The sequence below is a fragment of the Pararhodobacter sp. CCB-MM2 genome, assembly GCF_001691415.1.
GTDB lineage: Bacteria > Pseudomonadota > Alphaproteobacteria > Rhodobacterales > Rhodobacteraceae > Pararhodobacter.
In genome coordinates, this window is sequence record NZ_LRRR01000014.1 from 32,174 (window position 1) to 53,211 (window position 21,038).

Annotated in this window: 25 protein-coding genes and 1 tRNA gene; 9 read left to right on the forward strand and 17 right to left on the reverse strand. The window is 66.9% G+C overall.

The window, feature by feature from the left end; genetic code table 11:
- Window positions 1-36 precede the first annotated feature (36 nt).
- Together BCY78_RS14255 and puuE are read right to left on the reverse strand one after the other, a co-directional pair.
- Window positions 37-876, reverse strand: a complete 840-nt coding sequence (locus BCY78_RS14255) for a bifunctional allantoicase/(S)-ureidoglycine aminohydrolase (protein ID WP_083195043.1) — start codon at window positions 874-876, stop codon at window positions 37-39.
- Window positions 873-2,255, reverse strand: a complete 1,383-nt coding sequence (puuE, locus tag BCY78_RS14260) for an allantoinase PuuE (protein WP_068303269.1) — start codon at window positions 2,253-2,255, stop codon at window positions 873-875. Before puuE ends, BCY78_RS14255 begins: the two co-directional genes overlap by 4 nt.
- Window positions 2,256-2,439: 184 nt before the next feature.
- Here puuE and uraH point away from each other — a divergent pair, with 184 nt between their 5' ends.
- Window positions 2,440-2,796 carry a hydroxyisourate hydrolase gene (uraH, locus tag BCY78_RS14265; protein WP_068303073.1) on the forward strand — a complete coding sequence of 119 codons (357 nt, stop codon included), beginning with the start codon at window positions 2,440-2,442 and terminating at the stop codon, window positions 2,794-2,796.
- A 121-nt stretch (window positions 2,797-2,917) separates the two neighbouring features.
- Window positions 2,918-4,087 carry a glycosyltransferase gene (locus tag BCY78_RS14270; protein ID WP_233499411.1) on the forward strand — a complete coding sequence of 390 codons (1,170 nt, stop codon included), beginning with the start codon at window positions 2,918-2,920 and terminating at the stop codon, window positions 4,085-4,087.
- Here the strand turns inward: BCY78_RS14270 and BCY78_RS14275 are convergent, their stop codons facing one another.
- From BCY78_RS14275 to BCY78_RS14285, 3 genes are read right to left on the reverse strand one after another with little or no spacing between them, the layout of a single operon-like run.
- On the reverse strand, window positions 4,088-4,903 hold the full coding sequence (locus BCY78_RS14275) for a metallophosphoesterase (protein WP_068303079.1): 816 nt from the start codon (window positions 4,901-4,903) through the stop codon (window positions 4,088-4,090). It lies immediately after the preceding gene.
- Window positions 4,900-5,832 carry a diacylglycerol kinase family protein gene (locus tag BCY78_RS14280; protein ID WP_068303081.1) on the reverse strand — a complete coding sequence of 311 codons (933 nt, stop codon included), beginning with the start codon at window positions 5,830-5,832 and terminating at the stop codon, window positions 4,900-4,902. The genes BCY78_RS14275 and BCY78_RS14280 overlap by 4 nt, the downstream gene beginning before the upstream one ends.
- Window positions 5,807-6,781, reverse strand: a complete 975-nt coding sequence (locus BCY78_RS14285) for a LysR family transcriptional regulator (RefSeq protein WP_068303082.1) — start codon at window positions 6,779-6,781, stop codon at window positions 5,807-5,809. Before BCY78_RS14285 ends, BCY78_RS14280 begins: the two co-directional genes overlap by 26 nt.
- A gap of 94 nt (window positions 6,782-6,875) precedes the next feature.
- Here BCY78_RS14285 and BCY78_RS14290 point away from each other — a divergent pair, with 94 nt between their 5' ends.
- On the forward strand, window positions 6,876-8,105 hold the full coding sequence (locus BCY78_RS14290; RefSeq protein WP_068303087.1) for a urate hydroxylase PuuD: 1,230 nt from the start codon (window positions 6,876-6,878) through the stop codon (window positions 8,103-8,105).
- Between the two features lie 43 nt (window positions 8,106-8,148).
- On the forward strand, window positions 8,149-8,505 hold the full coding sequence (locus BCY78_RS14295; protein ID WP_068303090.1) for a YigZ family protein: 357 nt from the start codon (window positions 8,149-8,151) through the stop codon (window positions 8,503-8,505).
- A gap of 6 nt (window positions 8,506-8,511) precedes the next feature.
- Here BCY78_RS14295 and hisD read toward each other — a convergent pair whose 3' ends face one another.
- The 3 genes from hisD to BCY78_RS14310 form a co-directional block, all read right to left on the reverse strand.
- Window positions 8,512-9,813: a histidinol dehydrogenase gene (gene hisD / locus BCY78_RS14300; protein WP_068303094.1), complete on the reverse strand. Its 1,302-nt coding sequence runs from the start codon at window positions 9,811-9,813 to the stop codon at window positions 8,512-8,514.
- Between the two features lie 117 nt (window positions 9,814-9,930).
- Window positions 9,931-10,425 (reverse strand): DUF2948 family protein, encoded by a 495-nt coding sequence (locus BCY78_RS14305; protein ID WP_068303096.1) that lies wholly within the window; start codon window positions 10,423-10,425, stop codon window positions 9,931-9,933.
- Entirely contained in the window at window positions 10,422-10,610 is a 189-nt protein-coding gene (locus BCY78_RS14310) for a hypothetical protein (RefSeq protein ID WP_068303099.1), read from the reverse strand. Before BCY78_RS14310 ends, BCY78_RS14305 begins: the two co-directional genes overlap by 4 nt.
- A gap of 87 nt (window positions 10,611-10,697) precedes the next feature.
- On the opposite strand from BCY78_RS14310, the gene BCY78_RS14315 reads away from it, so the two are divergent.
- Window positions 10,698-10,772 (forward strand) — tRNA-Thr (locus BCY78_RS14315).
- Between the two features lie 121 nt (window positions 10,773-10,893).
- Here the strand turns inward: BCY78_RS14315 and BCY78_RS14320 are convergent.
- Together BCY78_RS14320 and BCY78_RS14325 are read right to left on the reverse strand one after the other, a co-directional pair.
- Window positions 10,894-11,289 (reverse strand): diacylglycerol kinase, encoded by a 396-nt coding sequence (locus tag BCY78_RS14320; protein ID WP_068303102.1) that lies wholly within the window; start codon window positions 11,287-11,289, stop codon window positions 10,894-10,896.
- On the reverse strand, window positions 11,289-12,929 hold the full coding sequence (locus tag BCY78_RS14325; protein WP_068303104.1) for a phosphoethanolamine transferase: 1,641 nt from the start codon (window positions 12,927-12,929) through the stop codon (window positions 11,289-11,291). The genes BCY78_RS14320 and BCY78_RS14325 overlap by 1 nt, the downstream gene beginning before the upstream one ends.
- A gap of 122 nt (window positions 12,930-13,051) precedes the next feature.
- On the opposite strand from BCY78_RS14325, the gene BCY78_RS14330 reads away from it, so the two are divergent.
- Entirely contained in the window at window positions 13,052-13,705 is a 654-nt protein-coding gene (locus BCY78_RS14330; RefSeq protein WP_068303107.1) for a response regulator transcription factor, read from the forward strand.
- Window positions 13,702-14,946, forward strand: coding sequence for a histidine kinase dimerization/phospho-acceptor domain-containing protein (locus tag BCY78_RS14335; RefSeq protein ID WP_139103175.1), 1,245 nt, complete (start codon window positions 13,702-13,704; stop codon window positions 14,944-14,946). The genes BCY78_RS14330 and BCY78_RS14335 overlap by 4 nt, the downstream gene beginning before the upstream one ends.
- A gap of 7 nt (window positions 14,947-14,953) precedes the next feature.
- Here BCY78_RS14335 and BCY78_RS14340 read toward each other — a convergent pair whose 3' ends face one another.
- The 3 genes from BCY78_RS14340 to BCY78_RS14350 form a co-directional block, all read right to left on the reverse strand.
- Window positions 14,954-15,280 (reverse strand): hypothetical protein, encoded by a 327-nt coding sequence (locus BCY78_RS14340; RefSeq protein WP_068303112.1) that lies wholly within the window; start codon window positions 15,278-15,280, stop codon window positions 14,954-14,956.
- A gap of 43 nt (window positions 15,281-15,323) precedes the next feature.
- On the reverse strand, window positions 15,324-15,914 hold the full coding sequence (locus BCY78_RS14345; protein ID WP_068303115.1) for a DUF2585 family protein: 591 nt from the start codon (window positions 15,912-15,914) through the stop codon (window positions 15,324-15,326).
- A 69-nt stretch (window positions 15,915-15,983) separates the two neighbouring features.
- A complete protein-coding gene (locus BCY78_RS14350) occupies window positions 15,984-16,676 on the reverse strand; it encodes an SGNH/GDSL hydrolase family protein (RefSeq protein ID WP_068303273.1) in 693 nt (230 codons plus the stop codon).
- Between the two features lie 145 nt (window positions 16,677-16,821).
- Between BCY78_RS14350 and BCY78_RS14355 the strand changes: the two genes are divergently transcribed.
- A complete protein-coding gene (locus BCY78_RS14355) occupies window positions 16,822-17,217 on the forward strand; it encodes a rhodanese-like domain-containing protein (RefSeq protein ID WP_068303120.1) in 396 nt (131 codons plus the stop codon).
- Here the strand turns inward: BCY78_RS14355 and BCY78_RS14360 are convergent.
- The 3 genes from BCY78_RS14360 to dapD all read right to left on the reverse strand — a co-directional run bounded on the left by BCY78_RS14360 (window position 17,214) and on the right by dapD (window position 19,579).
- Window positions 17,214-18,245 carry a sodium:calcium antiporter gene (locus BCY78_RS14360; protein WP_068303123.1) on the reverse strand — a complete coding sequence of 344 codons (1,032 nt, stop codon included), beginning with the start codon at window positions 18,243-18,245 and terminating at the stop codon, window positions 17,214-17,216. The two genes, BCY78_RS14355 and BCY78_RS14360, sit on opposite strands and share 4 nt — an antisense overlap.
- Window positions 18,246-18,370: 125 nt before the next feature.
- Window positions 18,371-18,625, reverse strand: a complete 255-nt coding sequence (locus tag BCY78_RS14365) for a GlsB/YeaQ/YmgE family stress response membrane protein (RefSeq protein ID WP_068303126.1) — start codon at window positions 18,623-18,625, stop codon at window positions 18,371-18,373.
- 126 nt (window positions 18,626-18,751) lie between these two features.
- A complete protein-coding gene (dapD, locus tag BCY78_RS14370; protein WP_068303128.1) occupies window positions 18,752-19,579 on the reverse strand; it encodes a 2,3,4,5-tetrahydropyridine-2,6-dicarboxylate N-succinyltransferase in 828 nt (275 codons plus the stop codon).
- Window positions 19,580-19,717: 138 nt separating this feature from the next.
- Between dapD and BCY78_RS14375 the strand changes: the two genes are divergently transcribed.
- Window positions 19,718-20,113 (forward strand): VOC family protein, encoded by a 396-nt coding sequence (locus tag BCY78_RS14375; protein WP_068303131.1) that lies wholly within the window; start codon window positions 19,718-19,720, stop codon window positions 20,111-20,113.
- Between the two features lies 1 nt (window position 20,114).
- Here the strand turns inward: BCY78_RS14375 and BCY78_RS14380 are convergent, their stop codons facing one another.
- Window positions 20,115-21,026, reverse strand: a complete 912-nt coding sequence (locus BCY78_RS14380) for a threonine/serine dehydratase (protein ID WP_068303134.1) — start codon at window positions 21,024-21,026, stop codon at window positions 20,115-20,117.
- Between the last annotated feature and the right edge of the window lie 12 nt (window positions 21,027-21,038).

A 21,038-nucleotide genomic window follows, 5' to 3' on the forward strand; every position in this document is an offset into this window, starting at 1 on the left:
GGACCCCCGTGGGATATTTTTGGAGCAAAGATGGGGTCAGCGGCTTCCGGGGTTCGACCACGGGCCGCGCAGGCGGGCGTGGCGGTTGACGTCCTTGTAGAGCAGGTAGCGGAAGGGCTCGGAGCCGCCGGCGTAGCAGGCCTGCGGGCAATAGGCGCGCAGCCACATGAAATCGCCGGCCTCGACCTCGACCCAGTCGCGGTTGAGCTTGTAGGTGGCCTTGCCCTGCAGGACATATAGGCCGTGCTCCATCACATGCGTCTCCTCGAAGGGGATCGAGCCGCCGGGCTGGAAGGTGACGATGTTCACATGCATGTCGTGGCGCAGGTCCGTGGGCTCGACGAAGCGGGTCGTCGCCCAGCGGCCCTCGGTGTCGGGCATGGCGATGGGCTTGAGGTCGCGCTCGTTGGTGACGAAGGCCGTGGGTTTCTCGATGCCCTCGGCCGGTTCCCAGATCTTGCGCACCCAATGGAAGCGGGCGGGGGCATTGCCCTCGGCCAGCAGCGTCCATTTGGCCCCCGCCGGGATATAGGCATAGCCGCCGGCATCAAGCTCGTGCCCGGTGCCGTCGATGGTCAGGGTGATCAGGCCATGCGTCACGAAGAGCACCGATTGCGCGGCCGGATCGTTGTCGGGCAGGTCCGAGCCACCGCCCGGTTGCACCTCCATCACATATTGGCTGAAGGTCTCCGAGAAGCCCGACATGGGCCGCGCGATCAGCCACATGCGTGTCTTGCGCCAGCCCGGCAGATAGCTGGTGACGATGTCCGAGAAGCAGCCCTTCGGGATCACCGCATAGGCCTCGGTGAAGACGGCGCGCTGGGTCATCAGGGCGGATTGCGGGGGCAGGCCCCCTTCGGGTGCGTAATAGGTCACGGCAGGAGATCCATCAGGCGGATTTCGGCGATCCGCTCGACCTGACGGCAAGCGGTGGCGAATTCGGTGTCGGTGTCATGGGCGATGCGCGTCTCGAAGGCCTGAAGGATCGAGGCCTTGGTGTTGTCGCGCACGGCGATGATGAAGGGGAAGCCGTGCTTCTCGACATAGGCCGTGTTGAGCTGGGTGAAGCGCGTCCGCTCGTCATCCGTCAGGGCGTCGAGGCCGGCGGAGGCCTGTTCGTTGGTGGACTCGGCCGTCAGGCGCTTTGCCTGCGCGAGCTTGCCGGCAAGGTCCGGGTGGGCGCGCAGCACGCCAAGGCGCTCCTCGGCGGAGGCCGAGCGGAACATGCGGGCGAGCGCGTTGTGCAGGCCCACCGCCGTGTCATGTGCGGGGCCGAGCTCCAGCCCATGGGCGCGTTCGGCGATCCAGGGGGAATGTTCGAAGATCGAGCCGTATTTGGCGACGAACGTGGCGCGGTCCATCCGGCTCGGGCGCTCATAGCGCTGGTTGGGATAGGTCGCGGCCCAGAAATCGGCGATCTGCGAGCGGGTGGCGAACCAGGCCCCGCCCTTCGCCGCGACATGGTCGAGGAAGCGAATGAGCCCCGCGATCTTGCCGGGACGGCCGATCAGCCGGTTGTGCAATCCGATCGAGAACATCCGCCCGCCCTCGGCCAGCAGGGTCTCGTAGCTGTCGATCAGGTATTGGCCGAAATCCTGCCCGGTGACCCAGCCCGGCGCGGTGGCGAAGCGCATGTCATTGGCTTCGAGCGTGTAGGGGATGACCAGTTGGTCGCGCTCGCCCACCTCCAGCCAATAGGGCAGGTCGTCGTCATAGGTGTCCGAGATCCAATCAAGCTGCCCCGTCTCGGCCGTCAGCGCCACTGTGTTGACCGAGCAGCGGCCGGTGTACCAGCCGCGCGGGGGCTCGCCCACGACTTCGGTGTGCAGGCGGATCGCTTCAGTGATCTGCGCGCGTTCCTCGGCCTCGGGCATGTCGCGGTGTTCGACCCATTTCAGACCGTGGCTGGCGATATCCCAGCCGGCGTCCTTCATCGCCTTGACCTGCTCGGGGTTGCGGGCAAGCGCCGTCGCCACACCATAGATCGTCACCGGCAGGGCGCGCTGGGTGAACAGGTCGTGCAGGCGCCAGAAGCCGGCCCGCGCGCCGTATTCATAGATCGATTCCATGTTCCAATGGCGCTGGCCCGGCCATTGCGCGGCACCGGCGATGTCGGCGAGGAAGGCCTCGGATTGCGCATCCCCATGCAGCAGGCAATTCTCGCCGCCTTCCTCATAGTTCAGCACAAGGCTGATCGCCACGCGGGCCCCGCCGGGCCAGTCCACACGAGGGGCGCGGGGGCCATAGCCGATCATATTGCGGGGATAACGGGGGGCGTCGCTCACGGCGTGTTCCTTGGGTAGGCAGTCTGCCTTTCCACCGTAGCCAAAAAATCCCCGGGGTTTATCAATTTTTCCCGAAAAGACCTTCGCGGCGCCCGCCCTCTGGCCTTTGCGCGCGCGGCAGGCACAATGGGACCACAACGAACAGGAGCGCGTCATGCCCGGCTATCTGACCACCCATGTCCTCGACACCGCGCGGGGCCTGCCGGCCGAGGGGCTGCGCATCACCCTGCACCGGTTAGACGGTGAGACCCGCACCCTCGTGGCCGAGAAGGTGACCAATGACGACGGGCGCACGGATGGCGCGATCCTGCCGCAGGACAGCTTTGCCACCGGCACCTATGAGCTGACCTTCCACGCCGGGGACTACCTGCGCGCGACCGGGCAGGACGGGGCGGCGCCGCTGTTCCTCGACGTGGTGCCGATCCGCTTCGGCATGGCCGACGCCGAGGCGCATTACCATGTGCCGCTGCTGCTCTCGCCCTATGGGTATTCAACCTATCGCGGTAGCTGACGGTTTGTTGCCGAAACGGCGTGTTGACCTGTTAACCCTGAGCAGGCCAGATACCGCCATGTCGGATCGCGCTGGTACTCTTTTGTTATACGCCCCGGTGCCGTTGCACCGGAAGGTCGGGGTGCTCCACCTCGAGGATCAGGCCTGCAACGGCCTCCGCCTCTGGGCCGAGCATTTCGAGAAACTCATCCTGATGATCCCCGAGGCGTCAGGCCCCCTGCCCCCCGCCTGGGTGCCGCTGGAGCGGGTCGGGCCGTCGTTGGAGCGGATCGAGCTGCTCATCGTCCCCGAGGCTTGGCGCCCGGACCGCTTCCTGCGCGCCCTGCCCGGCCAGAAGCCGCGCATCCGCGAGGCCATCGCGCGGGCGGATTACGTCGGTTTCGCCATCGGCGGGCTTTGGGGCGACTGGGGCTCTTATGCCGCGTGGCAGGCGCATAAGATGAAGAAGCCCTTCTACATCTGGACCGACCGCGTCGAATCCGCCGTGGTGCGCCGCACGCTGGGCTCGCTGCCCCTGCGCCGCCGCGTCCGCGCGAGGGTCGAGGTACCGCTGATGGCCGCGCTGGAGCGCGCGCTGATCCGCCGCTCGACGCTGGGTCTGTTCCACGGGCGCGAGACCTATGACACCTACGCGCCCTATGCCTCGAACCCGCAGCTGGTGCATGACATCCATCTGAAACGCGCGGACCATATCCCGCCTGAGATGCTGGCCGCGAAGATCGCCGGCGCCGCCGAGGGGCCCCTGAAGATCGTCTATGCCGGACGGGCGACGGCGATGAAGGGGGCGATGGACTGGCTTGCCGTCTTGGAAGGGCTGGCTGCGCGGGGAGTCGATTTCACCGCGACATGGCTCGGCGACGGGCCGGATTTCGCCGCGATGCAGGCCCGCGTGGCTGAGGGGCCGCTGCAAGGCCGCGTCGCGCTGCCCGGTTTCGTCAGCGACCGGCCGACGCTGCTGACGGCGCTGCGCGAGGCGGATCTCATGCTGTTTTGCCACAAGACCCCTGAAAGCCCGCGCATCCTGATCGAGGCCTTGGCCTCGGGCTGCCCGATCGTCGGCTATGACAGCCCCTTCCCGGCGGATCTGATCGACCCGCATGGCGGCGGCAAGCTGGTGACTTTGGACGATGTGGCGGGGCTGACCGAGGCCGTGACGGCCTTGGCGCAGGACCGGACCGCTTTGTCCGATCTCATTGCAAAGGCGGCGCAAGACGGGGCGATCTTCGACGATGAAGCGGTCTTCGCCCATCGGTCCGAGCTGATCCGCGAAAACCTGCCCGGCCCTCGGTAATCAGGCCCTGACGGCGCGCTTGGTGGCGACGGGCTGCGGCTGGCCCCAGACGCCGCCGTCCAGTTCCCATGCCTCGGGCTCTCCGGCGACAAAGCCCTTGGGGCCCCAATAGTGGCGGGTGATCTGCACCGCGCCGTCCTCGACATCCAGCGTCAGGAACACATTCGCCTCGCCCCGGCGACGGGTCGACAGCGAGGTGCCATTCTGCACGAACAGCGTGCCCGGCAGGTCGCGGAACGGCGCGATATGGCTGACATGGATATGCCCCGACAGCACGATGCTGACGCCCATCTCGGGCAGCTGGCCGCGCAGATTGTCCGCGCCGATCATCAAGGGGTCGATGTTCAGCGCCGCATGTTCCAACGGATGGTGCATCACCGCGATCCGCATGCGCCCGCCCGCGTCGTCGAAATGCCCGCGCAGGGTCTCGATATGCGGCGGCGTGACCTTGCCGCGCATCCATTGCGTCCGGTCGGCGGTGTTGATCCCCGCGACCACGGCGCCATGGCTGTGCCAGACCGGCTCCTCGGGTCCGCCCGAGGCCTTGCGGAACCGCCCGTAAGGATCGAGGAACCGCAGGATCGGGTTGAAATGCGGCAGGTCATGGTTACCGGGCACGCTGAGATGCGGCTCGGGCAGACGCTCGACAAAGTGCCGCGCCTCGCGGAACTGGCTGATCGTGCCCCGTTGCGCGTAATCGCCCGAGACCACGGTCAGGTCAGGCTGCTGGGCATGCACGGCGTCCAGAAGCGGGTCGATCAGGGCCGGGTCATGCGCGCCGAAATGCAGGTCAGAGAGGTGGACGATCCGGGTCATGCAGCCACCCGGTCGGCCTCGTTCGGCACGATGATCGACAGCGCGTCCTCGAGGATCTCGAAGGTCAGGGGCGCGGGAATGCGTTTCTTTTCGCCATCATAGGCGACGATGGGCTTCGGGTGCTTGGTCTCGATCACCATCTTCGACGGCGTGATCAGCTCCACGTCGCGCCCGGCCTTCATCGTGCCCATCGCCAGCCGCAGAGCCAGCATGAACAGATGCCCCCGGTGCCCGTCGCGGGCCATGTAAACGGCGAATTTGTCGCTGGAGATCGCGTCCTTCCCATCCAGCCCGAAGTAATCCAGCTGGTAGGACGAGCGCGCGGCAAACAGCAGCGGCGTGCGCAGGCTGCGAGTCTGGCCGTCCTCGGTGGTGATGCGCATCTGATGCGGGCGCTGGAAGCGATAGAGCGTGCGGATCAGCGACAGATGCGCCAGAAACCGCGAGCGGCCCCAGCGCCGATACACATCCTCCCGCGCACGCAGTGCGGCGGGATACAGACCCAGCGAGGCATTGTTCAAGAACACCTGCCCGTTGACCGAACCCACGGAAATCTTGTGCGGACGTCCCTTCAGGATCGCTTCAGCGGCGGGCTCCGGCTCTTGCGGCAGGCCAAGGCCGCGGGCGAAGTAGTTGAACGTGCCCAGCGGCAGCACCCCCATATGCGCGTCGGTGCCGATCATCGCCTGCGCCACGCCCATCACGGTGCCATCGCCGCCCGCCGCGACGATCACCCGGTGACCATCGGCGACCGCGTTCTTCACCTCATCCTCAAGGCCCTTGTCCTTGGACCAGCGGCGCAATTCGGCGCCCGAGCCCAATGCGGCCATCGCCTTGTCGATCGCCTGTGCGTCCTTGCTGTTGCGCCCCGATTTGGGGTTGGCAATGACGCAGATGTCCTCGCTACGGATTTCGTCGCTTCTGAGCATCGGAACCGGGCCCTTCGATCTGCGGCAGGTCCAGACCCTGCACTTGCGCCGCCATGTCGGCACGGATGCGCCCGACGATGAAATCGGCAAACAACCGCACCTTGGGGTCACGGAGCCGCCGGTGCGGCGTCAGCAGGCTCAGCGTCACGGGCAGAGGGGGCGTGGCCAGCGCCACCGGCACCAGCTCCCCGCTCCGCAAGTAAGCGCCTACCTCGAAGACAGGTTTCATCACGACGCCGTGACCAGCCAGGGCCCAGTCGGTCAGCACATCGCCGTCATCGCTTTCAAAAGGCCCGGAAATATCGAATTTCTGCACGCCCTGCGGGGTCTGCAGGGACCATTGGAATTCCTTGGCGCCGGGGTAGCGCAGGTTCAGGCAATCATGCCGGTCGCGGATCAGCGCCGCGCCATCCGCCGGCATCCCGCGACGGGCGATGTAATCGGGCGCGGCGCACAGCAAGCGCGGGCATTCCGCGATCACCCGCATCTTCAGCGCCGAATCCTCCAGCCGCCCCAGATGAAGCACTGCATCCAAGCCCTCGGCGGTGACGTCGATTATCCGGTCGGACAACCGCAGCCGCAGGTCGATCAGCGGATAGGCCGCCTTGAACGCCGGCACGAAGGGCGCGAGGAACCGCCGCCCCACACCCAGCGGCGCGCCCACGAACAGGACACCGCGCGGGTTCTGGGTGGCGTCGGCCACGGCAGCCTCGGCGTCCTCGATGGCCTGCAGGATGCCCAGCGCGCCCTCGTAGAAGATCCGCCCGTTCTCGGTCGGTTGCAGCTTGCGCGTGGTGCGGTTGAACAGCCGCACGCCGAGGTGCTTCTCCAGCTCGGAAATCCGCCCCGAGGCCACCGCCGGAGAGGTGCGCTGATCCCGCGCAGCCGCAGACATGCTGCCCAATTCATAGACACGCACGAACATCCGGATCATGTTGACATAGGACATTTTCAGGCCCCGCTTGAAAGTCCTCAGAGATTTGATGGACTAACAGAAAGACCTGAGGGGCGATAGCCTTCGGGAAAACAACGGGGATAGCGCGATGGACAGCGGACTTCTGGAACTTGCCATCATCGGCGCCTGGCTGGAATTCGCCATCCGCTGGCTGCATGTCGTGACCGCCGTGGCCTGGATCGGCTCCAGCTTCTATTTCATCGCGCTGGACCTTGGCCTGAACCGCAACATCGAAGGCCCGGCGGATGGCGAGGAATGGCAGGTCCATGGCGGCGGCTTCTACCATATCCAGAAGTACCTCGTCGCACCCGAGCGCATGCCCGAGCATCTGACCTGGTTCAAATGGGAAAGCTACATGACCTGGCTGTCGGGCTTCACCCTGATGGTCGTGGTCTATTACCTCGGTTCGGAATTCTACCTGATCGACCCGGCGGTGCTGGATCTCGCGCCGTGGCAGGCGATCCTGATCTCCATGGCCTCGCTGGCCTTCGGCTGGCTGGTCTATGACCAGATCTGCAAGCGCTTCGTCAATTCGAACCAGACGCTGGTGATGATCGCCCTCTTCGTCGTGCTGGTCGGCATGAGCTATTTCTACACGTCGGTCTTCTCGGGCCGGGCGGCGATGATCCATCTCGGGGCCTGGACCGCGACGATCATGACCGCGAACGTCTTCATGATTATCATGCCGAACCAGCGCATCGTGGTCGCCGACCTGAAAGCTGGCCGCAAGCCCGAGGCGAAATACGGCAAGATCGCCAAGCAACGCTCGACGCATAACAACTACCTGACCCTGCCGGTCATCTTCCTGATGCTGTCGAACCACTACCCGCTGGCCTTCGCCACGGAATACACCTGGATCATCGCCAGCCTCGTGTTCCTGATGGGCGTGACGATCCGGCACTACTTCAACTCGAACCACGCCCGCACCGGCAATCCGACCTGGACCTGGGCCGTCACCGCGGTGATCTTCATCCTCATCATGTGGCTGTCGATTGCCCCCGCGATGCGCGAGGAAGAGGATGTGGCCTCCCTGCCCGCCTCGGTCGCGGTCTTCGCCGAGGCCCCGCTGTTCGAGGACGCGCATTCCATCGTCGCCGGGCGCTGCTCCATGTGCCACGCCGAATTCCCCGGCTATCCCGGCATCAACTGGGCCCCGCGTGGTCTGCGGCTGGAAACCCCGGCCGAGGTCGCCCGCGCCGCACGGCTGATCTATCTGCAAGCCGGGCGCTCGCATGCGATGCCGCCCGCCAATGTCAGCTGGATGGAAGAAGACGAGCGCGCCTTGATCCGCGAGTGGTATCAGTCGGTCGCCGGCTGATCGCCTTCTTGCCCCTGCCTGCAACCGGCCCTAAGCCTGCGGGATGCGCATTCTCGACAACATCATCAGCGACCGGGGCTCGAAATACGCGGTCTCGGGTGCGCCTTGTGCCTCCGAGGACGAGGCGAAGGCCTTCATCAAGACCCTCTGCCGCCAGAAGAAATTCGCCAAGGCCACGCATAACACCTGGGCCCTGCTGACCGACGAGGCGCCGATCAAGAACGACGACGGCGAATCCGGGGCGGGGATGGTCATCCTGCGGATGCTGGAGCGCGAGGGGCTGAAGAACCACGTGATCGTGGTCACCCGCTGGTTCGGCGGCAAGCATCTGGGGGGCGACCGCTTCCGGCATGTGCAGGAAGCGGTGCGGATTTACCTTGAGGATCTGGCGAAGGGCTGAACCGATTTAGTCGTTCAGCTTGTCGAGCCGCGCGCGCACGCTGAGGCCATGCGCCTGCAGGCTCTCGCTGGTGGCCAGCGTCTCGGCGGCCGGGCCGATGGCGCGAAGGGCCTCGGGCGTCATCTTCGCCAGCGTCGTGCGCTTCATGAAATCGAGGACCGACAGGCCGGACGAGAACCGCGCCGAGCGGGCGGTCGGCAGCACATGGTTCGGCCCGCCGACATAATCGCCGATCGCCTCGGGCGTCCAATGGCCGAGGAAGATCGCCCCCGCGTGACGGATCTCTGGCAGCAGGGCTTCCGGGTCCTCGACGCAGAGTTCAAGGTGCTCGGGCGCGACGCGGTTCGACAGGGCGGCGGCCTGCGACAGGCTGTCCACCACGATCACCGCCCCGTAATCGCGCCAGCTCGCCCCGGCGATCTCGCGCCGTTCCAGCACCTCAAGGTGACGGTCCACGGCGGCGCAGACGGCATCCGCCTCGGCCTGCGAGGTGGTGATGAGAATGGATTGCGCGACTTGATCGTGTTCGGCTTGGGACAGCAGATCGAGCGCGATCCAGTCGGGGTCGCCGGTGCCGTCTCCGATCACGAGGATTTCCGACGGCCCCGCGATCATGTCGATGCCGACGCGGCCGAAGACCCGGCGCTTGGCGGCGGCGACGAAGGCATTGCCCGGCCCGGTGATCTTGTCGACGGGGGCGATGGTTTCGGTGCCATAGGCCAGCGCCGCCACGGCCTGCGCGCCGCCGACCCGGTAGATCACATCGACGCCCGAGAGCTTCGCCGCCAGCACGACGAGCGGGTTCACCGCACCGCCCGGCGTCGGGCAGACGACGACCAGCCGCTCGACCCCGGCGACCTTGGCGGGGATGGCGTTCATCAAGACGGAGGACGGATAGCTCGCCTGCCCGCCCGGCACGTAGAGACCGGCGGCCGACACGGCCGACCAGCGCCAGCCCAGCGAGGCGCCGGTGGCGTCCGTCCAGCGGGCATCCTCGGGCTTCTGGCGCTCGTGATAGGCGCGGATGCGCTCGGCGGCGAGCTCCAGCGCGGCGCGATCTTCAGGCGTGACTTGGGCGCAATAAGCCTCGATCTCTGCGTCCGAGAAGGCCAGCGTGTCGGGCGTCAGCTCCAGCCGGTCGAATTTCGCCGTCAGCTCGATCACCGCCGCATCGCCGCGCTTGCGGACATCCTCGATGATCCCCGCGACGACGGCGTCGACGTCCGGGCTGTCCTCGCGTTTCATGCCCAGCAGATGGGTGAAATCGCCCTCGAAACCGGCATCCTGCGTGTTCAGAAACTGGGTCATGGCGATCTCCGCTTGGGCTTTGCGCCGTCGATAGGGGATCGCACCGCGCAGGGCAAGCGGACCCGTCAGCGCAGGTCCTTGCACAGCGGGTCGCCGGTGGGCGCAGCAGCGGATGGATCAGTCTGAATGCGTGGGCGCGTGGTGCGACGGCGCGGCATAGGGGCGCGTCACGTCGCTGAGTTCGACCTCGAGGCATTCGACCGTCAGCTGCAGGGCGCCATCCCCCGCGAAGGTCAACACGACACGACCGGGTCCGGCAGGCGCACCGTCCTCGGGCGCGGCATCCGCGGCATAGTCCACGGACAGCAACGACAGCACGGTGTCCTTGTCGCGCGACAACCCCTGATGCCCCACCGCCGTGACGTCCGAGAAATCGAGAACCGAGCGCACCCGCTCGAATCGCCGGCCCGAGGCACGGGCGCGTGATTCGTCTTCCCAGCGGAAGCGGTTGAGAAGAAGCGAGAATCGGCGGCGCGACTTCGAATAAGACAGATCTGCCCCTGTCAAAACGGCATCCTGTACCAGCGCCGAGAGGACGCGAAGATCCTCGGCATCACGGGCCAGCAGGCGCAGCGGCGCTTCGGCACCATCCTCGAATCGGGCGTCGGTCATTGGTCTTCCTCATCGTCGCCACGCAGGCGGGCCTGAGCCTTGCGCTTGGCTATATTGGCTTTGAGCGCGGCTTTCACACGCGCTTCCTTGGCCTCGTCCCCCTTGGTCGCCTTCACCGATTTCACGCGGCGGGCGCCGTCGAAGCCGTCAGCGGCGGGGTTCTTTTCGGGCTGATGTGTGGTCATGCACTTTGTCTTAGCGCAGGGTGAAATAATGTCCAGACGGGGCTTGCGCCCGCTGCGCGGAGCGTCTATTCAGCCGCCCACGGAGACGCTGCAGTAGCTCAGTGGCAGAGCACTCCCTTGGTAAGGGAGAGGTCGAGAGTTCAATCCTCTCTTGCAGCACCATCCGTCCTTTGAAGGATCGGTCGAAACCCTGCCCCGGCAGGGTTTTTTGCTGTTTGGACGCCAGCAACGCGAAACGCGCCGCTCCTTTCGAAGCGGCGCGTTCCCCTTTCCCAACACGAAATCAGATCAAGCCTGTCAGCACCGCGGCGACGAAGCCGCCCGTGACCAGCAGCAGCAGCCCCACCGCCAATGAGCCGAGGTCCTTGGCGTCCTTCGCCATCTGCGACCATTCCGGCGAAATCCGGTCGCAGAGAACCTCGATCGCGGTGTTCAGCGCCTCAACCGCCAGGACCAAAGCCAACAGGAAGCCGGTGACCAGCCAATGCCAGACCGCGGCGCCGGCCCACAGATAGGCAACGGCGACGACCACGGCGGCCAGCAGCTCCAGCCGGGCGGCGGTTTCCTGCAACAGCCGGCGGAACCCGGCGAGGGAATAGCGCGTCGCGTCGAGGGCGTGCAGCAGCCCGCCGCGCGGAGGAGTGACGGTCGGCTTGCGGGTCGGATCGGAGAGGGTCATCACGCTTGGTCCTCGCGGCGGCAGGTGGCGGTCAGGTCCAGCGCGGGATCGCGAACCTCGGTCTGGACGTCGAGCAGGCCCAGCATGCTGGAGAACAGCATATCATGGCTGGCCCGTTCCTGCGCCACGTCGCGCAGACAGCCCTCGTCAAGGCGCATCGCCGTGCGGAAACGGGCGCCCAGCCACATCAGCATCGGCACATGGGTCTGCTCCTCAGGTGCCATGAACATCGGGGCCGCGTGGAGGTAGAGTCCCCCCTCGCCCAGCGACTCGCCATGGTCGGACAGGAAGACCATCGCCGGGGTCACGCGGTCCGAGGCCTGCAGGATGTCGATGGCGCGCGACAGGACATGGTCCGTCTCCAGCACCGCGTTGTCATAGGCGTTGACGATCTCCTCGGCCGAGCAATCCGCGAATTGCGCGGTCTGGCAATCCGGCGTGAACTGCGCGCGCTCCTCGGGGTAGCGCAGGTAATAGGCCGGGCCGTGGTTGCCGATCATGTGCAGCACCAGAACGGTGTTGCGGGTGATCGTCGCGGCGGTCTGTTCGATCAGCGGCAGGAAGACCTCGTCCGTGCACTCGACGGCACAGGCTGCGGGGTCCAGCGCCTCGTCCACACGCTCCCAGCCAAGACGGGCGGCGATGTGCTGGTCGCCGGTGTTGTTGTCCACCCAGCGCACGTCGAAACCGGCGCGGGCCAGGACGTCGAGCAGGTTCTCCCGGCCCAAGAAGGCCTCGCGGCTGTAATCCGCCTGCGTCAGCGGCGAGAACATGCAGGGCAGCGACACGGCGGTCGCGGTGCCGCAGGAATGCGCATCGGGCAAGTTGATGACCGCGCGTTCGGCCAGACCGGGGGTCGTGTCGCGGGCATAGCCGTCGAGGCCGAAGTTCTGTGCCCGGAGCGTTTCGCCGACGAACAACACCATCAGCACCGGCGCGGGCGCCGTCTCCAGCAGCGGGCCGGGCGCGGCATCCTCACCCACCGGCTGCAGCACGCGCTCGCCGCTGTTGAGCTGCTCCTTGCCGTAGCGCACCAGCGCCGCGAGGGTCGCGCCGGGCTGATAGGCGCCGGCAATGTCCTGATGCTCGCGCAGGGTCGAGGATGCGGCGGCGTAATCCGCGAACAGGCCGAACAGCACGACGACCAGCGACAGCATCACTGCCAACGGCCAACGCCACAGCTGGTGCCAGATCCCCACCCGCGACACGCGCGGCCAGAACACCAGCGCCACCGGCACCACGCCGGTCAGGCCGATCCACCCCACGGCGCCAAGGGTGACGAGGTGCTGCGCCTCGGTCGGCGTGGTTTCGAACACCGAGCGCACCAACTCACGGTCGACGAGCGTTCCGAAGGCGCGCTCGAAATACGCGGCCGAGGCGGCAATCACGATCAGCGCCGCGGCCACCGGCTTTTGCAGCCGCCAGGGGCCCAAAAGCTCCAGCGTCAGGAAAGTCAGGGCCGAGAAGGCCAGACCGAACAGCGCCACGTTGACCGGCCGGTCCGGGAACTGAAGCATCAAGCGGCTCCAGACGCCGGTGTTCAGCACGCCCATGACATAGAGGGTGACCAGCAGGTTCAGGGCCACATGGCCGATCGTCGGGCGCGGGAAGCGGGGTTCGGGGGGCAGGGTCTCGGTCATCGGGTCCGTCCAGATCAGGTGTCCCCCCGCCTTTCGACCGCCAACCTTGCGCTTGGCTTACGATCCCGCATCCGCCCACGATTTTCCTCGCCCGACCGGCGGCGCGGCGATAGACACAGCCCATGCGCCTGCTTCTTGTGGAAGATACCGCCGATCTGGCTGACAGCGTCCTGCGCGCCCTGAGGGCCGAGGGGCATGCCGTCGATCACGCCCCCGACGCCGCCACGGCCGAGGCGGCGATGGCCGTCGCGGAGTATGCCTGCGTGGTGCTGGACCTTGGTCTGCCGGATGGCTCGGGGCTGGAGGTCCTGCGCACGCGGCGCCGGGCCGGGGACCGCACGCCGGTCATCATCGCCACCGCGCGCGATCAGATCAGCGACCGGATCGCGGGCCTCGACGCCGGGGCCGACGATTACGTCGTGAAGCCCTTCGACCTGCGCGAATTGCTGGCCCGGGTCCGGGCGCAGGCCCGCCGCGGCCAGAACGCCCCCGAAACCCGCCTTCAGCTGGGCGAGATTGAGGTCGACCGTGGTGCGGCCAAGGTCTGGCGCGACGGCGACGAGATCCGCCTGACCGCGCGTGAATGGGCCTTGTTCGACGCGCTGCTGGGCGCGCGGGGCCGGGTCTTGGGCAAGCCTGCGCTGGAGGAATCGCTCTATGCCTTCGACGCCGCCATCGAGGGCAATGCGGTCGAGGTCTATGTCTCACGCCTGCGCCAGAAGCTGGGCGCCAGCGTGATCGAGACCCGGCGCGGTCTGGGATACGTCCTGCCATGAGCGCCCGACGTTGGTCCTTGGGGCGTCGCCTGACGATGCGGGCGCTGGGGCTCGTTGCCTTTGGCTGGCTGGCCACGATCGGGCTGTCGATCGTGGCGCTGAACCATGAGCTGAACGAGATGTTCGACGAAGAGCTGCAGGCGCTGGTCGAGGCCACGATCCTGTCGCTCGATGCCGGCACCGACACGCCGATTGCCCGCAGCTGGGGCGTCGGCACCGCGGATGGCGAGCGCCTGCTGCGTGTTTTCCCGGCCGAGGCCCCTGCCCCGGCAGCGCCTTGGCCCGCGCTTCAGCGCAGCGGGTTTTCCGATGCTGCCGGCTGGCGGATCCTGCGGCGTGAGGCCGATGGTGCGGTGATCGAGATCGCGCATAGCAAGGCTTGGCGGCGCGAGGAGATGATCGAGGCGGCCTCGGCCCTTCTGGTGCTGATCGTGCCGCTGGGTCTGCTACTGCTTTGGGGTCTGCGGCGAGTGACGGCGCAGGCCACCGCCCCGGTGACACGGCTGGCCGGGGCCGTCGCCGCACGCAGGCCCGACGATCTGTCGCCCGTCGAACCCGAAGGCCTGCCGGACGAGCTGCGGCCGCTGGCGCTGTCGGTCACCGCCTATCTGTCGCGCATCGACGACCTTCGCCGGTCGGAACGGGACTTCGTCGCCAATGCCGCGCATGAGCTGCGCACGCCCCTCGCCGCGATCCGGGCGAGGCTGGATCTGTCGCCCGACCCGGATGCTCAAGCCGCGATCACCGGCATCGACGCGCTGACACGGCGGGTGGAACGGTTGCTGCAACTCTCGCGGCTGGAGGCGGGCGTGGGCATCGGGCGCGGGCCGTCGGATCTGGTCCGCATCCTGCACCTGCTGATCGACGAGATGCGCCCGGAAAGCCCAGCCGCCCTGCGTTTCGACGATGGGGATCTGGAGGCTTTCCAGGTCGCCGCCGACGCCGATGCGCTGGCCATCCTGCTGCGCAACCTGATGGAAAACGCGCGCGATCATGGGGATGGCACGATGGTGCTGCGCCTGACCCCAAGCGGCCAGTTGAGCCTGACGAATCCTGTCCAAGGCCCCGTCAGCCTCCCGAAGGGGCGCTTTGCCACCGGCGGCGCCTCGACAGGTCAGGGGTTGGGGCTGTCGATTGTCGAGGCGCTGACCCGGGCGATGGACATCGGCCTCGACCATCAGATCGCGGAGAACCGGGTCACCGTCACCTTGGATTTCGCGGCGCTGCGACCGACGGCGTAAGCGCCGATCAGTCGTCGAACGGCGTCATCTGCGCGACGATCACCGCGTTCTCGTCCAGCGCCCGCTGCATCAGCTTCCGCTCGGCCGGATCGATCTCGTCGCCCTGCTCCAGCCGCTCTTCCAGCGTGCCGTAGCCGGTGACGTCCAGCGGCGCCATGTCGGCCTGCTTCAGGATCGCGACCGTCTCGCGCACGGCCTCGGCCTCGTCCACGCCCGAAGCATAGCACAGTAGACCCGCCCCGGTGCTACCCTTGGGCAGGCCGTCGCCATCCTTACGCCCCACCTCGACCAGCAGGGTGTAGACCTTCTGCGCGCGTTTCTGTTTCTCGGCCATGATCCCTCGCCCGGCGTGCCGCCGTGTCCAATGCTCCCGCCTCTTAGCCTGTCGTGGCCGGTTCCGAAAGCGCCTCGTCGCGATGCGGGTTGAGCTCTTGCTGCCAATCGTCGATCGCTTCGACAGGCCAGACCAGCATCAGGGTCGTCAGCGTCAAGCTGTCGCGTGCCACGACGGTGGCGACAACCTCCAAGGCCAAGATGGCCGCCACGATCCAGCGCTTGCGGACCCGCAGGGCCACGACGAAGCCGGCCAGCATGAACAGGTAGTCGCAGACCGCGTTCAGCACGCTGTCGCCGACATAGCCCTGATTGATCGTCGTCGCGCGGAATTTCTCCAGTACCCAATCGGTATGCTCGATGATCTCCCAGGCGACGCCGGTGACGATGGCCAGCGCGAACAACGTCGTCGCCCGCAGGCCCAGCGCCCGGCCAATCAGCGCGATCAGCAGGCCGTGGACGATATGCGACAGCGTGTACCAATCGGCGATGTGCTGGGAATTGCCCTCGTCGAAGACGGAGTTGACCCAGAGCTTCACCTCGCCACAAGTACAGATCAGCGGCTGCCCCCAAAGGAACAGCGTCACGCCGATCGCCGGCACGCCGAGCGCCGCCAGAATTGCCAGGAACCTCATCCGCCCTCTCCGTGCCAGAGAGCCGAGGGTAGTGCGCTGACAACGCTCGGCAATCCGGGCCGGGCGAATTCACGCGCGGGCGCGGATTTCGGCGGCGAGGCGGCGGGCCCAATCGGCATACAGGCCCGCGCCGGGATGCACCCCGCTGGGCGCCAGTTGCGAGGGGTGCAACTGCGTGGAGTGAAACGGCAGGCGGTACAGGGGCGGGTGGCTGTCGCGGATCAACACCTCGTCCAGACGCCGGGCTCGGGCCGCCATCACCCCGCGCAGGGGCCAGGGGACGAGGAAATGCTCCATCGGCGGAACGGCGCAACGCCAAATCTGCTTGGCCCCATGCCCCAGCAACAGCTGCGAGAGGGCCCGTTGCTGGCGGCGATAATGCATGGCCGAGACATGCCGCTGCACATCATTCACCCCGACCGAGACCACCGCCACATCGATCTGCCCCAGATCAACGGACAATAGCCGTGCCAAGGTCTGCCCGGTGGTCGCCCCGGCCCGCGCCTCAAGCCGCCAGAAGACCGTGAAATCGCGCGCCAGATCCGCCACCAGCTTGCCGGTCAGCGCATCGTCCTGCGTGCCGACCCCTACTCCCGCCGCCGAAGACCCGCCGACGATCAAGAGCCGCAGGTCAGGCCCCGTTCCGGTCACCCCCTCGCGCGGGCCGACCGGTTCGGGCAGGGCGGTAGCGCGCCGACGCAGCGAAACGCCTTGGGGCAAAAGGACGGGAGAGAGCAGCATACGCACGGGCAAGGTGGACATCATGGCGACACCGGAACTGGTTAACACAACGGAAAAAACGACTGCCAATCTGGCAGCGGAATCATGATCAGCGGCAAAATCGTTACGAAATGTTGAATGCCGACGCGGGACGTGATTGCCTGCCCGCAAGCACAGGAGGAGTTTCATGAAACGCGTCAAGGACATGGTGACCGAAGCGAATACGCTGGTCGAACACGCCCCCGCCGCCGATTTGTTTGCCCTACACGGGCAGGAGGGCGTGACCTTTGTCGATCTGCGCGACCCGCGCGAGCTGGAGCGCGAGGGGATGATTCCCGGCGCCTTCCATTGCCCGCGCGGCATGCTGGAGTTCTGGATCGACCCCGAAAGCCCCTACGCCAAGCTGCAATTCCAGTCGGGCAACAAGTTCGTGTTCTATTGTGCCTCGGGCTGGCGCTCGGCGCTGTCGGCGCGTGTCGCGCAGGAAATGGGGCTGGAGAACGTGATGCACATCACCGATGGCTTCGGCGGCTGGAAGAAGTCGGGTGGCCCGGTGGGCGAGAATCCCTCGAAGAAGGACTAAGCGGCGAACAGCTCGACCCCGACGGCCGACGCATAGACGGCCATCAAGAGCACGCTCTCGATCCCGATCCGCGCCGGCCCCTCTCGCTGGCGCAGGATCAACCCACCGAGCAGGATCGCCGTCATCAGCATGCCGGTGGCCAGCCAATACAGGTCCGTGGGCCCGATCGCCTGATAAAGCGAGCCCTCCCGATACGCGACGTCCGAGAAGACGAGGAACAGTGTGTCGAAGGTGTTGCCGCCGATGATGCCGCCGACCGCCAGCTGCAAGGCGCCCTTGCGGACCGCGACGAGGGTCGTCACCAGCTCGGGCAGCGAGGTGACAACCGCCGTCATCAGCGAACCGACCATGCTGGACGACAGGCCGAAGCGCGTGATGAAAGCCCCGCCCACCTGACTGATGACCCAGCCGCACAGGCCCATCACCACCACCAGCCCGGCGAAGATCAGCGCGGGGCGGGTGACGGGGGCGTCCGGGTCATTCTCGGGCTCGGGCTCGTCATGGCGGGTCTCGGGCGTCTCGACGGGGCGCCACATCGGCTGCTCACCCACCGCCGCGGACAGACGCAATCCGGCGATATAGGCGAAAAACATCACCACCGAGACCGGATGCACCGCCCAGAGGGTGAGGTCCGGCCCTGCCATCGCCGCCACGGGTAGGGACAGCAGGATCATCAGCAGCACAGCCTGAAACAGGTTCGCAGGCTCTGCCGCCGCGTGCTCAAGGTTCGCGCGTTTGTAGAGCAGGTCGGCGACGGCCAGAAACACCGTCTGCGCCGCGATGCCCCCCACTGCGTTCGACACCGCAAAGGACGCATCGCCCCCCGCCGCCCCGGTCACCGACACGACGATCCCCGACAGCGAGGTCGCACCGCCGAGGATCACCGCCCCGGCCATGGCCTCGCCCATACGGGTACGGTCGGCGATCAGATCGGCCATATGGGTCGCGCGGATCGACACGAGGACAACCACGGCACCGGCAGCCGCGAAGATCAGCAGAAGGACGGCCAGCGGCAGCTCGGCGAACATGGCGGGGCTCCGGGTCGGTCAGAATGGCACAATCGCGGGCTCAAAACGAAAGAGCCGGGCGCGACAGGCACCCGGCTCTTTGCTGTCACTCTCCGGCACGGGGCCGGGAGGCGACGTCGTTCAGCTTAGGCCGTGCGGCGGAACATGCGCGCGACGGCGATCAGGATGCAGGCACCGATGAAGCCGACGATCAGCTGACCGATCCAGCCACCCAGCGTCGCACCGACCAGGGCCACCAGGATCCAGTTCAGCACCAGCGCGCCGACGATACCCAGAATGATGTTCATCAAGATGCCCATGTTCGATTTCATGAACTGTTCAGCCAGCCAGCCCGCAAGGCCGCCGACGATGATGGCTGCAATCCAACCTAGTCCGGTCATGGAAGATACCCCCAAGGATGTGTGATGCCGGGTCAGAGTGAATAGCGTCCCGGCGCTTGGGGAAATAACAACGCCGGACGGATCTGGTTCCGCCCGGCGCCCTGTTTTCTTAGGTCTGTCGCGAGATCAGTCGCGCAGCAGCTCGTTGATCGAAGTCTTCGAGCGGGTCTTCGCGTCAACGCGCTTCACGATCACCGCGCAATAGAGGTTCACGCCGTTCTTCGACGGCAAGGAGCCCGCCACGACCACCGAACCCGCCGGCACTTCGCCATACATGACTTCGCCGGTCTCGCGGTCGACGATCTTGGTCGATTGGCCGATGAACACGCCCATGCCCAGCACCGAGCCCTCGCGGACGATCACGCCCTCGACGACTTCCGAGCGCGCGCCGATGAAGCAATTGTCCTCGATGATGGTCGGGCCGGCCTGCATCGGCTCCAGCACGCCGCCGATACCGACGCCGCCCGAGAGGTGCACGTTCTTGCCGATCTGCGCGCAGCTGCCGACGGTGGCCCAGGTGTCGACCATGGTGCCGCTGTCCACATAGGCGCCGAGGTTCACAAAGGACGGCATCAGCACCACGCCCGGCGCGATGAAGGCCGATTTGCGCACGACGCAATTCGGCACGGCGCGGAAGCCCGCGGTCTTCCACTGCGCGGCGTCCCAGCCCTTGAACTTGCTGTCGACCTTGTCCCACCAGCCGCCGCCCTGCGGGCCGCCCGACTGCTCTTCCATGTCCTTCAGGCGGAAGCCCAGCAGAACCGCCTTCTTCGCCCATTGGTTGACATGCCAGCTGCCGTCGGCCTGACGCTCGGCCACGCGCAGCGAGCCCGAGTCGAGTGCGTTGAGCGTGTTCTCGATCGCGTCACGGGTTTCGCCCGTGGTAGCCGGGGTGATCCCGTCGCGGGCCTCCCAGGCGGCTTCGATGGCGGCTTCGAGTGCGGCGTTCGACATGGGGCTCTCTCCGGTTTTCCAGCGTTATCCTGCCCTATAACGGGCGCGGGGCGTCTGGACAATGCGGCGCTTTCCGTAGTCGTTTGCATCCCCCGCGCGACAGGCTAGATCGCGGGGGCGACACCACAGGAGTTTCCCATGGCCAAGATGATCCATTCCATGATCCGCGTGCTGGACGAGGCGCGCTCGCTCGCCTTCTACGACAAGGCTTTCGGGCTGAAAGTCGCGGACCGGCTGGATTTCGACAGCTTCACGCTGGTCTACCTGTCGAACCCCGAGACCGGCTTCGAGCTGGAACTGACGATCAACAAGGGCCGGACCGAGCCCTATGATCTGGGCGACGGCTATGGCCATCTGGCAGTCTCGGTCGAGGATGTCACCGCCGAGCATGCGCGGTTCGAGGCCGAGGGCCTGTCGCCGCGCAAGCTGGTGGATTTCGCGCCCGCCGGCGAGGTGATCGCCCGCTTCTTCTTCGTGGCCGACCCCGATGGCTATCAGATCGAGGTCCTGCAACGCGGCGGGCGCTACCTGTAAGTCAAATGGGCTCTGGTGCGGGGTTCGCCCCGCACAGCAGCACCGCGACCCGCTCGCCCGGCTCGGGCCGGTAGGCACCCGACAACAGCGCCGCGAGGGCCGTCGCGCCGGCGGGTTCGACCAGCTGGCGGCCCTCGCGCCACAGAAGCTTCTGCGCCTCGGTGATCGCGTCATCGCTGACCAGCATCGAGGGGATGCCCTGCGACTGCGCCAACTCGTAGCTGAGCTGCCCGTGCCGCCGTGCTCCCAGCGCGTTTGCCGCGACGCCCGAGACCTCGACATCCACCGGCCCGCCCGCCTTCAACGCAGCATGCAGCGAACACGAGGTCTCGGGCTCGACCGCCACGACCTTGCGCGCACCCTGCCACCAGGCGAGCGCCCCGCCGATGAGGCCCCCGCCGCCGACGGCAATCAGCACCGTGTCGGCCGTGAGCCCCTGCGCGTCCCATTCCCGCGCCAAGGTCCCCTGCCCCGCCAGCGTGTTCACCGCGTCATAGGCATGGACTTGCATCGCGCCGGTCTCTTTCTCATAGGCCAGCGCGGCGGCCAGTGCATCGGCATATTGCCCCGGCACCACGGTCAGCCCCGCACCCGTCCGCTCGATCAGCGCGATCTTCGACGGCCCCGCCATCTCGGGGACGAAGATCTGCGCCGGGATGCCGAGGCTCGCCGCCGCATAGCCCACCGCCGCGCCATGGTTCCCGCCCGAGGCCGCGACGACCCCGCCCTTCGGCACCGGCCCCTTGATCAACGAGTTGAACGCCCCGCGCGCCTTGAACGACGCGGTGTGCTGCAGATGCTCCAGCTTGATCTCGACGGCATGGCCGCCCAGCGTGATCTCCATCACCGGGGTGCGCCGCACATGGCCCTCGATCCGCCCCGCCGCCGCTTCGATTTCCGCCCGCCAATCCATCGCCATTTCCTG